18 protein-coding genes are annotated in these 18,239 nt (G+C 75.8%); 11 read left to right on the top strand and 7 right to left on the bottom strand.

Translation table 11 applies throughout. From position 1 onward, the window contains the following. Positions 1 to 19: 19 nt before the first annotated feature. From ACTWP5_RS03285 to folB, 3 genes are read right to left on the bottom strand one after another with little or no spacing between them, the layout of a single operon-like run. Positions 20 to 529 (bottom strand): DUF3180 domain-containing protein, encoded by a 510-nt coding sequence (locus ACTWP5_RS03285; protein WP_443219148.1) that lies wholly within the window; start codon positions 527 to 529, stop codon positions 20 to 22. Positions 530 to 572: 43 nt separating this feature from the next. Then, positions 573 to 1,184, bottom strand: a complete 612-nt coding sequence (gene folK / locus ACTWP5_RS03280) for a 2-amino-4-hydroxy-6-hydroxymethyldihydropteridine diphosphokinase (RefSeq protein WP_443219147.1) — start codon at positions 1,182 to 1,184, stop codon at positions 573 to 575. Then, positions 1,181 to 1,597 carry a dihydroneopterin aldolase gene (gene folB, locus ACTWP5_RS03275; RefSeq protein ID WP_443219146.1) on the bottom strand — a complete coding sequence of 139 codons (417 nt, stop codon included), beginning with the start codon at positions 1,595 to 1,597 and terminating at the stop codon, positions 1,181 to 1,183. The genes folK and folB overlap by 4 nt, the downstream gene beginning before the upstream one ends. Before the next feature lie 323 nt (positions 1,598 to 1,920). Between folB and folP the strand changes: the two genes are divergently transcribed. Further along, a complete protein-coding gene (folP, locus tag ACTWP5_RS03270) occupies positions 1,921 to 2,931 on the top strand; it encodes a dihydropteroate synthase (protein ID WP_443219145.1) in 1,011 nt (336 codons plus the stop codon). Continuing rightward, the gene (locus ACTWP5_RS03265; protein WP_443219144.1) at positions 2,928 to 3,410 is read left to right on the top strand and encodes a nuclear transport factor 2 family protein; all 483 of its coding nucleotides are present in this window, start codon (positions 2,928 to 2,930) and stop codon (positions 3,408 to 3,410) included. The genes folP and ACTWP5_RS03265 overlap by 4 nt, the downstream gene beginning before the upstream one ends. 78 nt (positions 3,411 to 3,488) lie before the next feature. On the opposite strand, the gene ACTWP5_RS03260 is transcribed toward ACTWP5_RS03265, so the two are convergent. The 3 genes from ACTWP5_RS03260 to ACTWP5_RS03250 all read right to left on the bottom strand — a co-directional run bounded on the left by ACTWP5_RS03260 (position 3,489) and on the right by ACTWP5_RS03250 (position 6,969). Then, positions 3,489 to 4,733, bottom strand: coding sequence for an aminotransferase class I/II-fold pyridoxal phosphate-dependent enzyme (locus ACTWP5_RS03260; protein WP_443219143.1), 1,245 nt, complete (start codon positions 4,731 to 4,733; stop codon positions 3,489 to 3,491). A gap of 156 nt (positions 4,734 to 4,889) precedes the next feature. Beyond that, positions 4,890 to 6,416, bottom strand: a complete 1,527-nt coding sequence (locus tag ACTWP5_RS03255) for a PH domain-containing protein (RefSeq protein ID WP_443219142.1) — start codon at positions 6,414 to 6,416, stop codon at positions 4,890 to 4,892. A gap of 85 nt (positions 6,417 to 6,501) precedes the next feature. Next, the gene (locus ACTWP5_RS03250; RefSeq protein WP_443219141.1) at positions 6,502 to 6,969 is read right to left on the bottom strand and encodes a PH domain-containing protein; all 468 of its coding nucleotides are present in this window, start codon (positions 6,967 to 6,969) and stop codon (positions 6,502 to 6,504) included. 54 nt (positions 6,970 to 7,023) lie between these two features. On the opposite strand from ACTWP5_RS03250, the gene ACTWP5_RS03245 reads away from it, so the two are divergent. Then, positions 7,024 to 8,187, top strand: coding sequence for an NADH-quinone oxidoreductase subunit D (locus tag ACTWP5_RS03245; RefSeq protein ID WP_443219140.1), 1,164 nt, complete (start codon positions 7,024 to 7,026; stop codon positions 8,185 to 8,187). Positions 8,188 to 8,249: 62 nt separating this feature from the next. On the opposite strand, the gene ACTWP5_RS03240 is transcribed toward ACTWP5_RS03245, so the two are convergent. Beyond that, on the bottom strand, positions 8,250 to 9,326 hold the full coding sequence (locus ACTWP5_RS03240; protein ID WP_443219139.1) for an SAM-dependent methyltransferase: 1,077 nt from the start codon (positions 9,324 to 9,326) through the stop codon (positions 8,250 to 8,252). Between the two features lie 106 nt (positions 9,327 to 9,432). Here ACTWP5_RS03240 and ACTWP5_RS03235 point away from each other — a divergent pair, with 106 nt between their 5' ends. The 8 genes from ACTWP5_RS03235 (at position 9,433) to ACTWP5_RS03200 (ending at position 18,194) form a co-directional block, all read left to right on the top strand. Beyond that, positions 9,433 to 10,653: a sensor histidine kinase gene (locus ACTWP5_RS03235; protein WP_443219138.1), complete on the top strand. Its 1,221-nt coding sequence runs from the start codon at positions 9,433 to 9,435 to the stop codon at positions 10,651 to 10,653. Between the two features lie 78 nt (positions 10,654 to 10,731). Beyond that, positions 10,732 to 11,418, top strand: a complete 687-nt coding sequence (locus ACTWP5_RS03230; protein ID WP_443219137.1) for a response regulator — start codon at positions 10,732 to 10,734, stop codon at positions 11,416 to 11,418. A gap of 627 nt (positions 11,419 to 12,045) precedes the next feature. Continuing rightward, the gene (locus ACTWP5_RS03225; protein ID WP_443219136.1) at positions 12,046 to 13,038 is read left to right on the top strand and encodes a Rossmann-like and DUF2520 domain-containing protein; all 993 of its coding nucleotides are present in this window, start codon (positions 12,046 to 12,048) and stop codon (positions 13,036 to 13,038) included. Then, positions 13,035 to 14,141, top strand: coding sequence for a pantoate--beta-alanine ligase (panC, locus tag ACTWP5_RS03220; protein ID WP_443219135.1), 1,107 nt, complete (start codon positions 13,035 to 13,037; stop codon positions 14,139 to 14,141). Before ACTWP5_RS03225 ends, panC begins: the two co-directional genes overlap by 4 nt. Before the next feature lie 29 nt (positions 14,142 to 14,170). Then, positions 14,171 to 15,955, top strand: a complete 1,785-nt coding sequence (locus ACTWP5_RS03215; RefSeq protein WP_443219334.1) for an L-aspartate oxidase — start codon at positions 14,171 to 14,173, stop codon at positions 15,953 to 15,955. A gap of 68 nt (positions 15,956 to 16,023) precedes the next feature. Continuing rightward, positions 16,024 to 17,046: a carboxylating nicotinate-nucleotide diphosphorylase gene (nadC, locus tag ACTWP5_RS03210; RefSeq protein WP_443219333.1), complete on the top strand. Its 1,023-nt coding sequence runs from the start codon at positions 16,024 to 16,026 to the stop codon at positions 17,044 to 17,046. Positions 17,047 to 17,048: 2 nt separating this feature from the next. Beyond that, positions 17,049 to 17,846 carry a type III pantothenate kinase gene (locus tag ACTWP5_RS03205; RefSeq protein ID WP_443219134.1) on the top strand — a complete coding sequence of 266 codons (798 nt, stop codon included), beginning with the start codon at positions 17,049 to 17,051 and terminating at the stop codon, positions 17,844 to 17,846. Positions 17,847 to 17,960: 114 nt separating this feature from the next. Further along, complete coding sequence (locus ACTWP5_RS03200; protein WP_443219133.1) at positions 17,961 to 18,194, top strand: hypothetical protein; 234 nt, start codon at positions 17,961 to 17,963, stop codon at positions 18,192 to 18,194. The last annotated feature ends 45 nt before the right edge of the window (positions 18,195 to 18,239 follow it).

Raw genomic sequence — 18,239 nt, 5'->3', positions numbered from 1 at the left:
GGCACGACCGGTGACGGTGTCACACCGGCTCGCCCATCGGGCCGTTGCCGCCGCCCTCGCCGTTCGGGCCCTCGCCGTCGGACAGGCGGCAGACGCGTTCGAGGAAGAGGGCCGTGGCCACCACCGCGACGCCCGTCACCACGGACAGGCCGGCGTAGATCGCCTGGTCGCGGCGGTTGGAGATCTCCAGCATGTTCATCGCCAGGTACACGCCGAAGCCGCCGTACAGGCCCGCGACCACCGCCGAGACCAGGGCGCTGGCCTGGCCGAAGACCACGGCGCGGGCCGCCATCAGCCGGTCCACCGGCCTGGCGTCGGGCCGCCGCTCCCGCTGGGCGCGCAGCCGGGAGCGCAGCGACAGCGCCGTGGCCAACAGCACCGCCGCGATGAGGCCGAGGATGACCGGGGCCAGCAGCGGCACGGCCGGCAGGGTGTTCCCCAGGGAGTCCCAGAGCCCGGCGCCGGCCCACGCCAGCGCGGCGGAGACGGCGAACAGCCCGACGAGTGTGCCGATCCGCAGTTGGTTCACCGCTGTACTAGCCCCCTTGAGCCCGTGCCCGTGCCGTGTCGCGTCAGTCCGGGAGGGCGAGGTGCAGGTCGGTCCGCCGCGTCACGCCCTGGCCGGCCAGGGCCGGCAGCAGGTCGGCCAGGGGGCCGTACCCCGGCACCTCGGCACCCGGCTCGACATCGTGCCACGGTACGAGGACGAACGCCCGCTCGTGCGCCCGGGGGTGGGGCAGCGTCAGCGCCGGGTCGTCGGAGACCACGCCCTGGTACGCCACGATGTCGACGTCCAGCGTGCGCGGCGCGTACCGCTGTTCCTCCCGCCGGGAGCGCTGGAACGCCTCCTCGATGGCCTGCGCCCGCTCCAGCAGCGAGCTGGGCGGCAGCGTCGTCCGCACCAGCACCACGGCGTTGAAGTACGAGGGCTGGCTGCCTTCCGGCACGCCCCAGGGCTCCGTCTCGTACACCGCCGAGACCGCCTTCACCCGCATCCCCGGGGTGTCCTCCAGCGCGTCGATGGCGCCCTGGAGCATCTCCAGGCGGTTGCCGAGGTTGCTGCCGAGGGAGATGATCGCCCGTTTCGGGTCGTGCAGCGTGGTGTCGGCGGCGTCGACCATCTCCGCCACGGAGGCGGGCACCGGCTGGACGGTCGGGTCGGGGACGGCGTGGTTGGGGGTCATGCGCGGCTCCGATGGCTGGTGCGCGGTCCTGCCTCGTCCACCTCGGGGGAGGACGGGCGGCCGCGCGTGATGGTGACGGCGACGTCGTCGAACGGCACGGTGATCGGTGCCTGCGGCTTGTGCACCGTGACGGTGGCCTCGCGCACCACGGGGTGCGCCAGGCACCGGTCGGCGACGCGCTGGGCCAGGGTCTCCAACAGCTGGCAGGGCTCACCCTCCACCACGGCCACGACCTCCTCGGCCAGGACGCCGTAGTGCACGGTCAGGGAGAGGTCGTCGGTGGCGGCGGCCGGACGGGTGTCCACCAGCAGCTCCACGTCGACGACGAAGGTCTGTCCGAGGGCGCGTTCCTCCGGGAGCGCGCCGTGGAAGCCACGGGCGCGCACCCCGCGCAGGGTGATGCGGTCGACCACGCTCACTCCTCTCCCGTCTCTCCCTCTCGTGCCACTCTCGTGTCTCCTCCTGGCGGACCCGGTGAGGAGACCCCACCCAACCCAAGGCCCGACGCCTGGATCCCCGCCGGAATTCTGCCCGTGCGTTCGAATCTACCCGCGATGTATACCTGTCTTCGACGACCATCCCTGTCAGCGCCGCCTACCCTTCGGGTGTTCCCGTACGCCGGTCACCGAACTTTCGTCTGGGCGTCGCACACCGGGCCGGACGACGTTACCCGGACGTCACGTCCCCGCTCGGAAAGGGACCGCGACGCCACGGCCCCAGCCCCTACCCTGGTGCTATGAGCAACTCCCGCGTCCCGGTGACCGGGCTGCCCTCCTGGGGCCGCTGCGCGGTCATGGGGGTGGTCAACGTCACCCCGGACTCCTTCTCGGACGGCGGGCGATGGTTCGACGCCGAGACAGCCGTCAAGCGCGGCCTCGACCTGGTGGCGCAGGGCGCCGACCTGATCGACGTCGGCGGGGAATCGACCCGACCGGGCGCGACCCGGGTGGACGAGGCGGAGGAGCTGCGCCGGGTGCTGCCGGTGGTGCGGGAGCTCGCGGCCGAGGGCGTCGTCGTCAGCGTCGACACGATGCGCGCCTCGGTCGCCGAGCGCTCGCTGGGCCTGGGCGCGCGGCTGGTCAACGACGTCAGCGGCGGACGCGCCGACGCCCGCATGATCCCGACGGTCGCCGAGGCGGAGGTGCCGTTCGTCGTGATGCACTGGCGCGGCTTCAGCGTCGACATGAACGACCGGGCGGTCTACGGGCCCGACGTCGTCGGCGAGGTCCTCGACGAGCTGCGGCGCGCCGTCGACGAGGCGGTGGCCGGCGGCATCGACGCCGACCGGATCGTCGCCGACCCGGGCCTCGGCTTCGCCAAGCGGGCCGAGCACGACCTCGCGCTGGTGGCCGGCATGGACCGGCTGCTGGCGGGCGTGGACCGCCCGATGCTGATCGCCGCCTCCCGCAAGCGGTTCCTGGGGCGGGTGCTCGCCAGCGGGCCGGCCGGCGGGCCCGACGGCGCCCCGCCGCCCGCGCGGGAGCGCGACGCGGCCACGGCGGCCGTCTCGGCACTGGCCGCCCGCGCGGGCGCCTGGGCGGTGCGGGTGCACGAGGTCCGCGCGAGCGCGGACGCGGTCCGCGTGGCCCGCGCCCTGCGGGACGCGGAGACGGCGGGCGCGGTGGCCACGGCGGGCACGGCGGACGCTGCGGAGACGACGGGCGCGGCAGGCGCGGCGGACACGGCGGGCGCCGTGGACGGCACCGGTACGACGAAGCCGGCACGGCCGGCCGAGGGGGCGCGGTGAGCAAGGCCAGGACCGACATCGAGGCCGTCGAGGCCGCCAACACCGCCCTGTACGACGCGCTGGAACGCGGCGACCTCGACCTCCTCTCCGCGCACTGGCTCCCGGACGACATCAGCGTCGTCCACCCCGGCTGGCCGGTGCTCAGCGGCCGCGCCGAGGTGATGCGCTCCTACGCCCTGATCATGGCGAGCACGGACTACATCCAGTTCTTCCTCACCGACGTCGAGGTGTCGGTGATGGGCGACACGGCGCTGGTCACCTGCACGGAGAACATCCTCAGCGGTGGCCCCGCCGAGGCGGACGGGAGCGCGGGACCGCTGGTCGGCGGCCTGGTGGTGGCGACGAACATCTTCCGCCGCACCGAGGACGGCACGTGGAAGGTGTGGTCGCACCACGGCTCGCCGGTCCTCATCGACCGTGACGACGACGAGGACGGCGAGCCGGAGGCGGACAGCGACTTCGGTCCCGGCGTCCCCTGACCGGGGCGACGGCGACGGCGACGCCAACGGCGGTGCGGCGGCGCGACGACGCGGCGGTCACGCGTTGCGCGTCGCGCGTTACGCGACGGCGGCCTCGCGTTGGGCGACGGCGAGCTTCACGCACGTGGCGACGCCCCGCATGGCCTGCCTGAGGTCCTCGACCGACGGGAAGCTCGGCGCCAGCCTGATGTGGTGGTCCAGCGGGTCCTTCCCGCCGGGGTAGGCGGCGCCGGCCGGGGTCAGGGCGATGCCGGCCTCGCGGGCGAGCTTCACGACGGCGGCGGCGCAGCCGTTGGGCACGTGGAGGCTGATGAAGTACCCGCCGCGCGGCGTGGTCCACTCGGCGATCCCGAGCGCCCCCAGCTCCTCCTCCAGCACCTCGTACACGGCGGCGAAGCGCGGCTGGAGCAGCTCCCGCTGCCGGTCCATGTGCGCCAGGACGGCCTCCGCGTCGGGGAGGAAACGGGCGTGGCGCAGCTGGTTGACCTTGTCGGGGCCGATGGTCTGGAAGGCGAGGAGGCGGCTGTACCACTCCACGTTCGCCGGGGAGGAGCCGAAGAACGCCACGCCGGAGCCGGCCAGGGTGATCTTCGAGGTGGAGCCGAAGACGAAGACGCGGTCGGGGTTGCCCGCCTCGGCACAGGCGGCGAGCACCGCCGGGGTCGCGACCCGCTCGGGCGTGAGGTGGTGCACCGCGTACGCGTCGTCCCACAGGATGCGGAAGTCCGGCGCCGCCGTGGGCATCGCGGCCAGGCGGCGGACCGTTTCCTCGCTGTAGGTCTCGCCGGTCGGGTTGCTGTACTTCGGCACGCACCAGATGCCCTTGACCAGCGGGTCGTTGGCGACGAGCTCCTCGACGACGTCCATGTCCGGGCCCTGTCCCGTCATCGGCACCGGCACCATGGTGATGCCGAACCGGTCGCAGAGCGAGAAGTGCCGGTCGTAGCCGGGCACGGGGCACAGGAAGCGGACGCCGGGCTCGTCGGCCCAGCGGCGTTCCGCTCCGGGAGGACCGGAGAGCATCGAGTGCGCCAGCACGTCGTGCATCACGGTCAGACTGGCGTTCCCGCAGGCCAGGAGCTGGTCGACGGGCACGTTGAGCAGCTCGCCGAACGTCTCGCGCAGCTCCCGCAGGCCGGTGAGCCCGCCGTAGTTGCGGCAGTCGACGCCGTCGGCCGAGCGCACGTCGCCCGGGTCGAGGATCGTCAGCAGCTCGTTGGAGAGGTCCAGCTGCTCCGGGGAGGGCTTGCCCCGGGTGAGGTCGAGCGTGAGCCCGAGGGCGAGGAGCTTGTCGTACTCGGCCCTGGCGGAGGCGAGACTCACGGACGCTGACGTGGAAGCAGGCAAGGTGGCACCCCTTCTCCGGTGGTTCTGTCCGGATTCCCGACGCCATCGGCGAGCATCCGGGCGATCCCCGGCAATCTACCCACCTCTCCGGCGGGGCCGGCGACCGTCCCACTGGCTGGGCGGACGGGCGGGTCAGCCCGGAGGCGTCGGCGGCGTCGGCGGCGTCGGCGGCCCGGGACGCGCGGGGGGCGGGTCGGCCGGTCCGGCCGGGGCCTCGGGGGCGTCGGGAGCGCGAGGGCCGTCAGGGCCGTCAGGGGCGTCAGCCGTGCCGGCGGCGTCGGGGGCCTCGGCGGTGTCGCCCGTGTCGCCCGTGTCGGGAACGTCGGGCGCGTCCGGCCGCGTCGCCGGCGGTTCGGCCTCCCGCGTCAGCCAGCGCTCCGGCGCCGCCGACCTGCGCCCCAGGCGGGAGCGCTCGGCCTGCGCCGCCACCTCCTCGCGCGCGTAGGCCGCGTCGACCAGCCGTGCCGTGGCCGTGCCGTCGGCCCCGTGGTCCACGTGGATCGTGGCCAGCTCAAGCCGCCGCTCCCACGGCCCCTGCGTCAGCCGCACGCTCTGCACCTTCGCGTGTGGCACCAGCGTGTGCACGCGCCGCAGCCGCCCGCCCCGGGCGACGAACACCGCGTCGGTCACCCCGTGCCCGTACCCCACCCGCCACACCGGCACCGCCCACCGGGCGCGGCGCGGCGCGGCCCGCACCGCCGCCACGGCCGCCGCGACGTCCACCTCGGGCAGCAGCCGGCCCAGCACCTGCGTCGCGAGCGGGCGGGGCGCGACCGGCAGCAGGATGCCGCCCTGGTTCCCGGTGCCGGCCACGTCCAGCTCGACGCGGACCCAGCCGCGCCGCCGCCACAGCAGCGGCTCCACCAGCCGCACCGCCTGCACGCGGCCGGGCGGCACGGTCGCGTGGTCCCGCTGGAGCAGGCCGTGGTCCAGCCGCAGCCCGTCGGGCGACTCGCTGACGGTCCAGCCGTACTGCGTGAGGAAGCTGCCCAGGCTGCTGCGCCACACCGCCAGCACCATCGGCACCCCGGGGGCCAGGGCCGCGAAGGGGCTGGAGGTCGTCAGCCAGATCACCGGGACGAAGAGCGACGCGCCGAGCAGCGGCCCCCACGTGCCGCCCAGCAGCGCCAACGCCCACGCCAGCCGCCCGCCGTCGACCTGGTACAGCTGCCGGGCGGGCGCCTCGCCGGCCGTCGGCGCCGCCTCGGGCGCGATGCCGGCGGCCCGCGCCAGCAGCTCGGCGCGCAGCTCGCGCGCCTCCTCCTCGCCGAGGAACGCCAGCTCGTCGGCGGAGCCGGAGCCGACCACGTCCATCTTCAGCTTCGCCACGCCGAGCGCGCGGGCCAGCAGCGGGCGGGTGACGTCGATGGCCTGGATGCGGTCCAGCCGCAGGTGCGCGGTGCGGCGGAAGAGCAGGCCCGTGCGGATGCGCAGCTCGGTGTCGGTGACGAGGTAGCGGGTGACGCGCCAGGAGAGGTACCCGTAGGCGGCGGCGGAGGCCAGCAGCCCGACGAGGACCACGATGGTCCACAGGGTGCCCAGGGAGTCGCCCCACTCGCTCAGCATCTCGGCGTTGTTGACCGCGACGGCGAAGAGGCCGGCCAGCGGTGCCCAGGTGCGCCGCCAGGGCGTGACGGGGTGGAGCCGCTTCCCTTCCATCACCCCTCCCTCACCCCTCCTCCGTCGGCCCGGTCACGGCCTCCGTCGCCCGGCCGGCGTCCGTCGCTCCGCGTGTCATCGCGCGTCACAGCCCCGCGGAGCGGGCCTCGCCCAGAGCGGTGAGGCGGTCGCGCAGCCGCTCGGCCTCGGCCGGCGCGAGGCCGGGGATCGTGGCGTCGGTGGCCGCGGCGGCGGTGTGGAGCTGGAGCCTGGCCAGGCCGAAGCGTCGCTCCATCGGGCCGGACGTCACCTCCACCAGCTGCATCCGCCCGTAGGGCACGACGGTCAGCTGCCGCCACAGCACGCCGCGGCTGATCAGCAGGTCGTCGTCGCGCTCCCGGTACCGCCAGGAGCGCCAGTTGCGGTCCACGGCCCACCAGGCCCAGACCGTGGTGGCCAGCAACGGCAGCGCCAGCAGCGCCCAGGCGGGCGCGCCCAGCAGCACGGGCACCACGGCGACGGCCAGCGTCGGCGGCGTCAGCCACACCACGAGCAGCAACCGCCGCATGCGCAGCAACGCCGGCCGCACCGGCCGCCAGTCCCCGTCGTCCATGGCGTGAAGCTTAGAGGGGGTCACTCGTGCGAGTGAGGTGACAGACTGGGGCGCATGGCGGAGGACACCAGGAGCACGACCGTCGTGGGCGTCGGCGGCGCGGCCGAGACCACCGACATGGTGCTGAACATCGGCCCCCAACACCCCTCCACCCACGGCGTGCTGCGGCTGCGCCTCACCCTCGACGGCGAGCGGATCTCGCACGCCGAGCCCGTGGTCGGGTACATGCACCGCGGCGCCGAGAAGCTCTTCGAGGCCCGCGACTACCGGCAGATCATCGTGCTCGCCAACCGCCACGACTGGCTGTCGGCCTTCTCCAACGAGCTGGGCGTCGTCCTCGCCGTGGAGCGCATGCTCGGCATGGAGGTGCCCGAGCGGGCGGTGTGGCTGCGCACCCTGCTCGCGGAGCTCAACCGGGTCCTCAACCACCTGATGTTCCTCGGCTCCTACCCCCTGGAGCTGGGCGGCATCACGCCGATCTTCTACGCCTTCACCGAGCGGGAGGACCTCCAGCAGGTGATGGAGGAGGTCTCCGGCGGCCGGATGCACTACATGTTCAACCGCGTCGGCGGTCTGAAGGAGGAGCTGCCCGCCGGCTGGACCGAGCGGGCGCGCGGCGCGGTGGCGGCGGTGCGCGGCGGCATGGGCCGCCTCGACGAGCTCGTGCTGGGCAACGAGGTGTTCCGCGTCCGCACGCGGGGCGTCGGCGTCCTCGACCCGGCGATCGTCCACGCCTTCGGCGTGTCGGGGCCGATCGCGCGCGCCAGCGGCGTCGACTTCGACCTGCGGCGCGACGAGCCGTACCTGGCGTACGGCGATCCCGAGCTGCGCGCGGCGCTGCGGGTGGCGGTGCGCCGGGAGGGCGACTGCCTGGCCCGTTTCGAGGTGCTGCTGGAGCAGGCGAGGAACGCGCTGGACCTGGCCGACGTCTGCCTCGACCGGCTGGCACAGCTGCCGCCGGGGCCGGTCAACCAGCGGCTGCCGAAGGTGCTGAAGGCGCCCGAGGGCGCCACGTACGCCTGGACGGAGAACCCGCTCGGCATCAACGGGTACTACCTCGTGTCGAAGGGGGAGAAGACGCCGCACCGGCTGAAGCTGCGCTCGGCGTCGTTCAACAACATCCAGGCGCTCAGCCAGGTGCTGCCCGGCACGCTGGTCGCCGACATGGTGGCGATCCTCGGGTCCTTCTTCTTCGTCGTCGGCGACGTCGACAAGTGAGCCGACGCGTATCCTGACCGACGGGTCTCCTGACCGAGGCGACGGCACGGCCGCGGTGGCCGTCAGGACGGCCGGAACGGCGCGGGGAGCCGGATCCCGACGGGCTGGAGCAGCCAGCCGAAGCCGCCGAGGCCCTCGGGGTCGGTCAGCTCCGCCGCCTCACCGGCGTGGGCCAGCCGCCGCAGGTAGCCCGCCGGGTCGCGGGCGGCCTCGGCGGCCGGTGGCCGTCGCCCGTCGATCCCGAGCGCGTGCAGCGCCTCCCGCTGGGTGCGCAGCGTGGGCGGGTCGCCCGCGCCCGCCTCGCCCGCCGCGCTCCCCGCACCAGCCGCCGCGCACGCGTCGAGCGCCACGTGGCACGTCAGGTCCCGCCCGCCGTCCGGCACGGGCGGGACGGCGCGCCCGTCGCGGTACCCGGTCAACGTCCCCAGCGGCGGGCGGCTCCCGCGGGTGTGTCCGTAGTCCACGGCCACGGCCAGGCCGTGCCTCAGGCAGCCCACCGCGCCGGCCCACGCCTCGTCGCGCGGCCAGCCGATCTCCGCCCGCGCCCCCGGCTCCCCGTGGCCCCCGGCCTCGGGCGCCAGCGGCCACCAGCGGCGCAGCCACGCCGCGTCCCGCCCGGTCACCGGCGGCCCCAGGCGTTCGCGTCCCGCCCGGTCGACCAGCACCCGCCGCGCGACGCCGGCGTCGTCGACCTCCGCGACGTCGACCGGCACGTTGTCCAGCCACTCGTTGGCGAAGAGCAGCCCCACCACCCCGCCACCCGGACCGACGGGCAGCTCCGCGCCCCACCCGATCCGCCCGTCGAGCCCGTCGGGCCGCCCGGCCCGCTCCACCGCGTGGACCCGCAGCCGCCTCGCCACCTCCTCGGGGACGGCGGACAGCACGCCCGCCGCCAGCTCCCCCCGCCCGGCGCCGACGTCGACGAACGCCAGCTCGGCCGGCCGCCCCAGCGCCTCGTCGACCCGCAGCAGCAGCGTGGTCACCGCCCGTGCGAAGAGCGGCGAGGCGTGGACCGAGGTGCGGAAGTGGGCCGCGGGCGCGTGCCGGACGAAGAAGCCGTCGGGGCCGTACAGCGCCCGCTCGGCCGCCGCCCGCCACCCCACCGGCCCCGCCGCCGGCCCGTCACGTTCCTCACTCACGGGGGTCACCGTACGACCGCCCTCCACCTTGAGGAGTAGTTGAGTCCTTCACCAATCGGTCGTCCGGTTGACTCCCGACGCCAACGGGCTGCCTACTCTGGGTGACATGACTCGCCTGTACGACTTCCTGCGCCGCCACCCCACGTGGGTGGACGGCGCCTGGGCGCTCGTGCTGCTGGTCATCACGCTCTTCGTGATCACGATGCCCGGCGAGGGCGCCTACGAGGGCCCGCGCGGCCCCGCCACGGTCGTCGCGGCCGCGCTGTCCGTCGTGGTGCTGCTGCGCCGCCGCCACCCCGAGTGGATGATGGGGCTCGCGTTCGTCACGGGCGTGACGCAGCTCCTCGCCGACATCCCGCCGATGCCGGCGAACTTCGCGTTCCTCGTCCTCGTCTACACCGTCGCCACCCGCACCCCCCGCCTCCCCTCGCGGGTGGCGCTCGTCGGCTGCCTGACGGCGCCCGCCGTCGCCACCTTCCGCTGGCCGGCGGAGTCGGACGAGCAGGACGTCGTCTCCACCATCCTCTCGGCGGTCTTCCTCACCGTCGCGTTCTGCCTGGCCTGGGTCCTCGGCGACAGCATCCGCACCCGCCGCGCGTACTACGCGGAGCTGGAGGAGCGCGCCAACCGCCTGGAGCGCGAGCGGGAGCGGGAGGCCCGCATGGCCGTCGTCGCCGAGCGCGCCCGGATAGCCCGCGAGCTGCACGACGTCGTCGCGCACAACGTCTCGGCCATGGTGGTGCAGGCCGACGGCGCCGCGTACGTCCTCGACAGCTCGCCCGAGCAGACCCGCAGCGCGCTGAAGACCATCTCCGGCACGGGACGGCAGGCGCTGACCGAGATGCGCCGGCTGCTCGGGGTGCTGCGCGGCGAGGAGGGCGGCACCACCGGCCTGGACTACGTGCCGCAGCCCGGCGTGGAGGAGCTGGCCGACCTCGTCGACCAGGTCCGCGAGACGGGACTGCCGGTGGACTTCCGCGTCGAGGGCACGCCCCGCCCCCTGCCGCGCGGCGTCGAGCTGACCGCGTACCGCATCGTCCAGGAGGCCCTGACCAACACCCGCAAGCACGGCGGGGAGCGGGCCATGGCCACCGTCCGGCTCTCCTACGGCGAGGCGGACCTCGTCGTGCTGGTCGAGGACGACGGGCGCGGCGCGCGGTGCGAGCTGTACGAGCGGCGCGGCGCGGACGGGCGGGGGCACGGGCTGATCGGCATGCGGGAGCGGGTCGGCATGGTCGGCGGCGTGCTCGTCGCCGGGCCGCGCCCGGGCGGGGGCTTCCGCATCGCCGCGACGCTGCCGCTGCCCGGCGGCGAGTCGGGCGGCTGAGGCCGCTGGCGGCGGCGCCGGGGCGGGCGCCGCAGTGAGTACCGTCCGTAGGAGTCGACCCACCAGGGGGAGCCCGCCATGCCAGACCAGCCGATCCGCGTGATGCTCGTCGACGACCAGGCGCTGCTGCGCACCGGCTTCCGCATGGTGCTGGCCGCCCAGCCCGACATGGAGGTCGCCGCCGAGGCCGGCGACGGGCTGGAGGCCATCGAGGTGCTGCGGGCCACCGCCGTCGACGTCGTGCTGATGGACGTCCGCATGCCCCGGCTGGACGGCGTGGCCGCCACCCAGCGGATCTGCCAGGGGGGCGAGGGCGGCCCCGGCGACCCGAAGGTGCTGATCCTCACCACCTTCGACCTCGACGAGTACGCCTTCTCCGGCCTGAAGGCGGGCGCCGCCGGCTTCATGCTGAAGGACGTGCCGCCCGACGAGCTGCTCTCCGCGATCCGCGCCGTGCACAGCGGCGAGGCGGTCGTCGCCCCCTCCACCACCCGCCGCCTCCTCGACCGCTTCGTCACGATGCTCCCGACGGCCCCGCCCGAGACCCACCCGGGCCTCGGGCAGCTCACCGACCGGGAGCGGGAGGTGCTGGTGCTGATCGCGCACGGCCTGTCGAACGGGGAGATCGCGGCGCGGCTCTTCGTCTCCGAGGCGACGGTGAAGACCCACGTCGGCCGCATCCTCGCCAAGCTCCAGCTGCGCGACCGGGTCCAGGCCGTGGTCCTCGCCTACGAGACGGGCCTGGTCCGGGCGGGCGGGCGCTGAAGGCTGTCCCGCAGTCCCTGGCGGACTCGCGACGCCCTGCGACGTCCTCCCCCAGACCCCTCCGGGGTCCGGGCGGTGCCCCCAGCCGCGTTGTCGTCGGTCGCCAGCCTGCAAGGCTGACTCCCACCGCGCCTTGCTGCGGGCACCCCGCGCCGCGGAGCGGCGTGGGGGAGAAGCCACAGGACGCCGCTCCCTGATCCACCAGGGACTGCGGGACAGCCTTCAGTCCCTGTCCGGTGGATCGTCGCGGGCCCGCGACGTCAGATGCGGCCATCCGCCACGTTGTCGGGATCGTCCACGTACTCCCCCACGCCGCTGCGCGGCGCGGGAGGTGCCCCCGTCGCTTCGTGGTACGGGGACGGCCCTCCGCCGTGCGACGGGCCGCGTCCGACGCCGCGGGCTGACCCACGAGGATCCGCCGGACAGGGCCCAGGCGGCCTGGGGCCGGTCCGGGCGCGGGTCCCGGGCGCGGGTCCCCGCCCCGGCGCGGCGCGGCGGGCGCCCGGACGGCCGGTACCCGTCCGGGCCACCCCTGCCCGCCGGCCGGCAGGCCGTAGCATGGCCTCGACGTCCGGTACCCATACACGCACGGACCGGAACGCAGGAACGAAAGAGGCATCAGCCGCCGTGAACGCCGCCGCCAGCGCCGCCCGCCGGACGACCGAGGCGCGAGACCGCCCCGCCCGACTGACCGTCGGGGTCGTCGGCGCGGGCCGCGTCGGACCCGCGCTGGCCGCCGCGCTGCGGCTGGCGGGCCACCGCCCGGTGGCGGCCTCGGGCGTCTCCGACGCCTCGCGCCGCCGCGCCGAGGAGCTGCTGCCCGGCGTGCCGCTGGTGGCGCCCGACGAGGTGCTGCGCCGGGCGGACCTGGTCCTTCTCACCGTGCCCGACGACGCGCTGCCCGGCCTGGTCGCGGGCCTCGCCGAGACGGGTGCCGTCCGCCCGGGGCAGCTGCTGGTCCACACCTCGGGGCGGTACGGGGCCGCCGTGCTGGAGCCCGCGCTGCGCGCCGGCGCGCTGCCGTTGGCGCTGCACCCCGTGATGACCTTCACCGGCACGCCCGTGGACGTGCAGCGGCTGGCGGGCTGCTCCTTCGGCGTGACCGCGCCGCAGGAGCTGCGGCTGGCCGCCGAGGCGCTGGTCATCGAGATGGGCGGCGAGCCCGAGTGGATCGCCGAGAAGGACCGCCCGCTGTACCACGCCGCCCTGGCGCTCGGCGCGAACCACCTGGTGACGCTGGTCGCCCAGTCCATGGACCTGCTGCGCGGCGTCGGCGTGACGGCGCCCGACCGCATGCTGGGCCCGCTGCTGGGCGCCGCGTTGGACAACGCGCTGCGCTCCGGCGACGCGGCCCTGACCGGGCCCGTGGCCCGGGGCGACGCCGGCACCGTCGCGGCGCACGTGGCGGAGCTGCGCGCGCACGCGCCCGACGCGCTGCCCGGGTACCTCGCGATGGCCCGCACCACCGCCGACCGCGCCCTCGACCACGGCCTGCTCAGGCCGGAGCTGGCCGAGGAGCTGCTGGGGGTGCTCGCGGGCTCCGGCGACCGGGGCGACCCGGGTGATCCCGGCGACCCGGGCCAGCCCGGCGCCGCCGGCCAGGAGGGAGACCAGCCGTGACAGCCACCGCCACCGTCGTGCGCACCGCCGAGGAGCTGACGGCCCACTACGACGCGGCCCCCTCCGCCCGTCGCGCCGTCGTGATGACGATGGGCGCCCTCCACGAGGGGCACGCCACGCTCGTCCGCGCCGCCCGGCGCCTGCTGGGCCCCGACGGGCTCCTCGTCGTCACCGTCTACGTCAACCCGCTCCAGTTCGGCGCGGGCGAGGACCTCGACCGCTATCCCCGCACCCTCGACGCCGACGTGACGGTCGCCGCCGCCGCCGGCGCCGACCTGGTCTTCGCCCCCACCGACGCGGTGGTCTACCCGGGGGGCGAGCCGCGGGTGCGGATCGACGCCGGGCCCGTGGGGGAGCTGCTGGAGGGCGCCTCGCGCCCGGGACACTTCGGCGGCGTGCTGACCGTCGTCGCCAAGCTGCTCCACCTCACCCGCCCCGACGTCGCCTGCTTCGGCGAGAAGGACGCCCAGCAGCTGGCGCTGATCCGCCGCATGGTGGCCGACCTGAACTTCCCCGTCGAGGTCGTCGGCGTCCCCACCGTCCGCGAGGAGGACGGCCTCGCCCTCTCCAGCCGCAACCGCTACCTCTCCCGGCGCGAGCGGACCACGGCCCTCGCGCTCTCCCGCGCCCTGTTCGCGGCCCGCGACCGGCTGGCCGCCGAGGGCGCCCTGAAGGCCCGCGTCACGGCCGCCGCGCCGCCGGGCGGCAGGGAGCGGGCGGCGGAGCGGGCCGCCGCGCTCGCCGAGCTCCACGAGGCCCGCGCCTCCGCCGACGCCCACGCCGTCGCCGCCGCGGCCGCCTCCGTCGCCGCCGCCGGGGGCGAGGCCGCCCACGGCGGCGGCCCGGGCACCCGCGCCGGCGCAGGCGGAGGCCGGCACCTCACCTCGCCCGCCAGCGCCCGCGCCGCGGCCCTCGCGGTGCTCGACGAGGCCGCCGTCGCGGACCCGCCGCTGCGCCTGGACTACCTCGCGCTCGTCCACCCCGAGGACTTCACCGAGGTCCCCGACGACCACGCCGGGGAGGCGATCATGGCCGTGGCCGCACGGGTCGGCACCACCCGCCTCATCGACAACGTCCGTCTCGTCCTGGGAGGGGTGGCGTGAGCGCCGCCGGGGGCGCCGCCCCCGGTCCCATAGGGCGCGCGGAGCCCGCGCCGTCGCGGCCCGTCGCCGCGCTCGCCGCGCCGCCGCCCGGCTGGGCCATCGAGGCCGACGTCGTGGTCGTCGGCTCGGGCGTCGCCGGCCTCACCGCGGCCCTCGCCTGCGCCGACGCCGGGCGCCACACCGTCATCGTCACCAAGGCGCGGCTGGACGACGGCTCGACCCGTTGGGCCCAGGGCGGCGTCGCCGCGGCGCTCGCCGACGGCGACACCCCCGAGGAGCACCGCGAGGACACCCTCGTCGCCGGTGCCGGGCTGTGCGACGAGGCGGCCGTCGCCACCCTCGTCACGGAGGGGCCGTCCGCCGTCCGCCGCCTGATCGAGCTGGGCGCCCGCTTCGACACCGACCCCGACGGCGCGCTCTCCCTCACCCGCGAGGGCGGCCACCGCCGTCGCCGCATCGCGCACGCCGGCGGTGACGCCACCGGCGTCGAGATCTCCCGGGCGCTGGTCGCGGCGGTCCGCGCGGCCGGCATCCGGACCATCGAGAACGCCCTCGCGCTCGACCTCCTCACCGACGCCCGCGGCCACGCGTCCGGCGTGACGTTGCACGTCATGGGCGAGGGCCGGCACGACGGCGTCGGCGCCGTCCACGCCCCCGCCGTCGTGCTGGCCACGGGCGGCATGGGCCAGGTCTTCTCCGCCACCACCAACCCCGCCGTCTCCACGGGCGACGGCGTGGCGCTGGCGCTGCGGGCCGGGGCCGAGGTCTCCGACCTGGAGTTCGTGCAGTTCCACCCGACGGTGCTCTACCTGGGGCCCGACGCGGAGGGCCAGCAGGCCCTGGTCTCCGAGGCGGTGCGCGGCGAGGGCGCCCACCTCGTGGACGCCGACGGGGTGCGCTTCATGCTGGGCCAGCACGAGCTGGCGGAGCTCGCGCCGCGCGACGTCGTCGCCAAGGCGATCACGCGGCGGATGCTGGAGCAGGGCGCGGACCACATGTTCCTCGACGCGCGCCACTTCGGCGCCGAGATGTGGCGCCGCCGCTTCCCCACGATCCTCGCGGCCTGCCGCGCCCGCGGCATCGACCCCGTGACGGAGCCGATCCCGGTGGCGCCGGCCGCCCACTACGCCTCGGGGGGCGTCCGCACCGACCTCCACGGCCGCACCACCGTGCCCGGCCTGTACGCGTGCGGTGAGACGGCCTGCACGGGGGTCCACGGCGCCAACCGCCTGGCCTCCAACTCGCTGCTGGAGGGGCTGGTCTTCGCCCACCGCATCGCGGCCGCCGCCTGCGCGGGTCCCGGGGCGACGCGCACCTCGCCCGCCGGGCCGGCCGTTCCCCCCGCCCCGGGCGTTCCGACCGCGCCGGCCGCGCCGCTGCTCCCGCCCGAGGCGCGCCGCGCCATCCAACGGATCATGACGGCGGGCGCGGGCGTGCTGCGCTCGGCCACCAGCCTCGACGAGGCCGCCCGCCGGCTCGACGCGCTCGTCGCCCCCGGCGCTCTCCCCACCCCCGGCGCCATCCCCACCGCCGACGTCCCCGACGCACGGGACGGCGCGGAGCCCAAGCCGGCCGAGCCGGGCGTCGACACCTGGGAGACCGCCAACCTCCACCTCATCGCCCGCGTCCTCGTCGCCGCCGCCCGCCACCGCACCGAGACCCGCGGCTGCCACTGGCGCGAGGACCTTCCCGAGCGGGACGACGCCGCGTGGCGACGCCACCTCGTCGTCCGCCTCCGCCCCACGGACGACGGCGCGGGCTCTACGCTCGACATCCGCACCACCGACACCACAGCGTTCCCGGAGACCCAGTGACCACCCCGTCGACCCCGAGCCAGAGCCCCGCCCAGCACCCGGGCGACCCGGGCAGCCCCTCCCGCGCCGTGGACCTCACGCTGCTGCCCATCGGCACCAGACCCGGCGACGCCGCGCCCGACGCCGAAGCCGGCTGCGGCTGTGGCTGCGGGGACCACGCGGACCTCGCGCCCGGGGGCTACGACGCCCCCGACGCGCTGGAGTGCGGCCTCGACCCCGAGCTCGCCGCCGAGCTGGCCGCCGCCGGCCTCGACCCGGTGCAGGTCGAGGACATCGCCCACCTCGCGATCGAGGAGGACCTCGACCAGGGCACCGACGTCACCACCGTCGCCACCATCCCCGAGGACGCCGTCGCCACCGGCGACTTCGTCGCCCGCCAGGCCGGCACCGTCGCCGGCCTGCGCGTCGTCGAGGCCGTCCTGTCCACGGTCGCCACCGAGGACCTGGAGGTCGAGCGGCACGTCGAGGACGGCGACCGCGTCGCCGCCGGACAGCGCCTGCTGACGGTCACCGCCCGCACCCGGGACCTGCTCACGGGTGAGCGCAGCGCCCTGAACCTGCTCTGCCGCCTCTCCGGCATCGCCACCGCCACCCGCGCCTGGGCCGACGCGCTCGAGGGCACGGGCGCGGCCGTCCGCGACACCCGCAAGACCACGCCGGGGCTGCGCGCCCTGGAGAAGTACGCCGTGCGGTGCGGCGGCGGCCGGAACCACCGCATGTCGCTCTCGGACGCCGCGCTGATCAAGGACAACCACGTCGTGGCGGCCGGCGGGGTCGCCGAGGCGTTCCGCCTGGTCCGCCAGGAGTTCCCCGGCCTGCCCGTCGAGGTCGAGGTCGACCGCCTCGACCAGATCGAGCCGGTCCTCGCCGAGGGCGCCGACCTGGTCCTCCTGGACAACTTCACCCCCGAGCAGGCCGTCGAGGCCGTCCGCCTGGTCGCCGGCCGCGCCCGGCTGGAGGCGTCCGGCCGCCTCACGCTGGAGACCGCCCGCGCCTACGCCGACGCCGGCGTGGACTACCTGGCCGTCGGCGCCCTCACCCACTCCGCACCGATCCTCGACATCGGCCTCGACCTCAGGACGGGTGCCTGACCATGCTGCTCACCATCGACGTCGGCAACACGCACACGGTCCTCGGGCTCTTCGACGGTGAGGAGATCGTCGAGCACTGGCGGGTCTCCACCGACCACCGCCGCACCGCCGACGAGCTCGCCGTGCTGCTCCAGGGCCTGATGGGCATGCACCCGCTGCTCGGTGAGGACCTGGGCGACGGCATCGACGGCATCGCGATCTGCTCCACCGTGCCGTCCGTGCTGCACGAGCTGCGCGAGGTGACCCGCCGGTACTACGGCGACATCCCGGCCGTCCTCGTCGAGCCCGGCGTGAAGACGGGCGTGCCGATCCTCATCGACAACCCCAAGGAGCTCGGCGCCGACCGCCTCATCAACGCGGTGGCGGCGGTCGAGCTCTACGGCGGCCCCTGCATCGTGGTGGACTTCGGCACGGCCACGACGTACGACGCCGTCTCCGAGCGCGGCGAGTACGCGGGCGGCGCGATCGCGCCGGGCATCGAGATCTCCGTGGAGGCCCTCGGCATGCGGGGCGCGCAGCTGCGGAAGGTCGAGCTGGCCCGCCCCCGCCGGGTCATCGGCAAGAACACCGTGGAGTCGATGCAGTCCGGCATCCTCTACGGCTTCGCCGGCCAGGTCGACGGCGTGGTGGAGCGGATGTCGCGCGAGCTCGCCGACGACCCGGACGACGTGACGGTGATCGCGACGGGCGGGCTCGCGCCGATGGTGCTGCGCGAGTCCACCGTGATCGACGAGCACGAGCCGTGGCTGACCCTCGTCGGCCTGCGCCTGGTCTACGAGCGGAACGTCTCCCGTTCCTGAGCCGCGCCGCCGCACGTCGTGCCACAGCACGGTGAGGCACCGCACGGCGGGGCGCCACGCCCGGTTCTGGGCGAATGACGCGAGTTTGTCTTCTAACCACTTAATGTCGGCTCCATGGCGACGACCAAGGGCCCCTCTGAGGGAAACGATGAGCAGCGCAAGCCCCGGCACCGCCCGGTGCCGACCCCGGCTGACATCTTTCCCCCGCGCCGGAAGCGCCCCCCGGCCCAGCAGCCGGCGCCGCCCGCCGCCACGGAGCCCGCGCCCGGCGGCTCCCCGCGGCCGGAGGGCGAGCAGCAGGAGGGCGGCGGGGCCCCGGGCGGCGGCGAGGAGAGCGGCCGGTCGTAGGGCGTGCTCCCACGGCCGGCCGGCGCCGGTCGGAGGGCCTCCCGG

The organism is Streptomyces sp. 4N509B (genome assembly GCF_052245655.1).
Taxonomy (GTDB): domain Bacteria; phylum Actinomycetota; class Actinomycetes; order Streptomycetales; family Streptomycetaceae; genus Streptomyces.
The sequence above is the reverse complement of the archived record's forward strand: the minus strand, read 5'-3'. Positions and strand labels throughout refer to the sequence as shown.

Bases quoted from the DNA above. Each gene is read 5' to 3' on its own strand.
- folK (WP_443219147.1), bottom strand. From the start codon at position 1,184: ATGACCCCCAACCACGCCGTCCCCGACCCGACCGTCCAGCCGGTGCCC.
- folP (WP_443219145.1), top strand. From the start codon at position 1,921: ATGAGCAACTCCCGCGTCCCGGTGACCGGGCTGCCCTCCTGGGGCCGC.
- ACTWP5_RS03255 (WP_443219142.1), bottom strand. From the start codon at position 6,416: ATGGAAGGGAAGCGGCTCCACCCCGTCACGCCCTGGCGGCGCACCTGG.
- ACTWP5_RS03250 (WP_443219141.1), bottom strand. From the start codon at position 6,969: ATGGACGACGGGGACTGGCGGCCGGTGCGGCCGGCGTTGCTGCGCATG.
- ACTWP5_RS03245 (WP_443219140.1), top strand. From the start codon at position 7,024: ATGGCGGAGGACACCAGGAGCACGACCGTCGTGGGCGTCGGCGGCGCG.
- ACTWP5_RS03235 (WP_443219138.1), top strand. From the start codon at position 9,433: ATGACTCGCCTGTACGACTTCCTGCGCCGCCACCCCACGTGGGTGGAC.
- ACTWP5_RS03230 (WP_443219137.1), top strand. From the start codon at position 10,732: ATGCCAGACCAGCCGATCCGCGTGATGCTCGTCGACGACCAGGCGCTG.
- ACTWP5_RS03205 (WP_443219134.1), top strand. From the start codon at position 17,049: ATGCTGCTCACCATCGACGTCGGCAACACGCACACGGTCCTCGGGCTC.
- ACTWP5_RS03200 (WP_443219133.1), top strand. From the start codon at position 17,961: ATGGCGACGACCAAGGGCCCCTCTGAGGGAAACGATGAGCAGCGCAAG.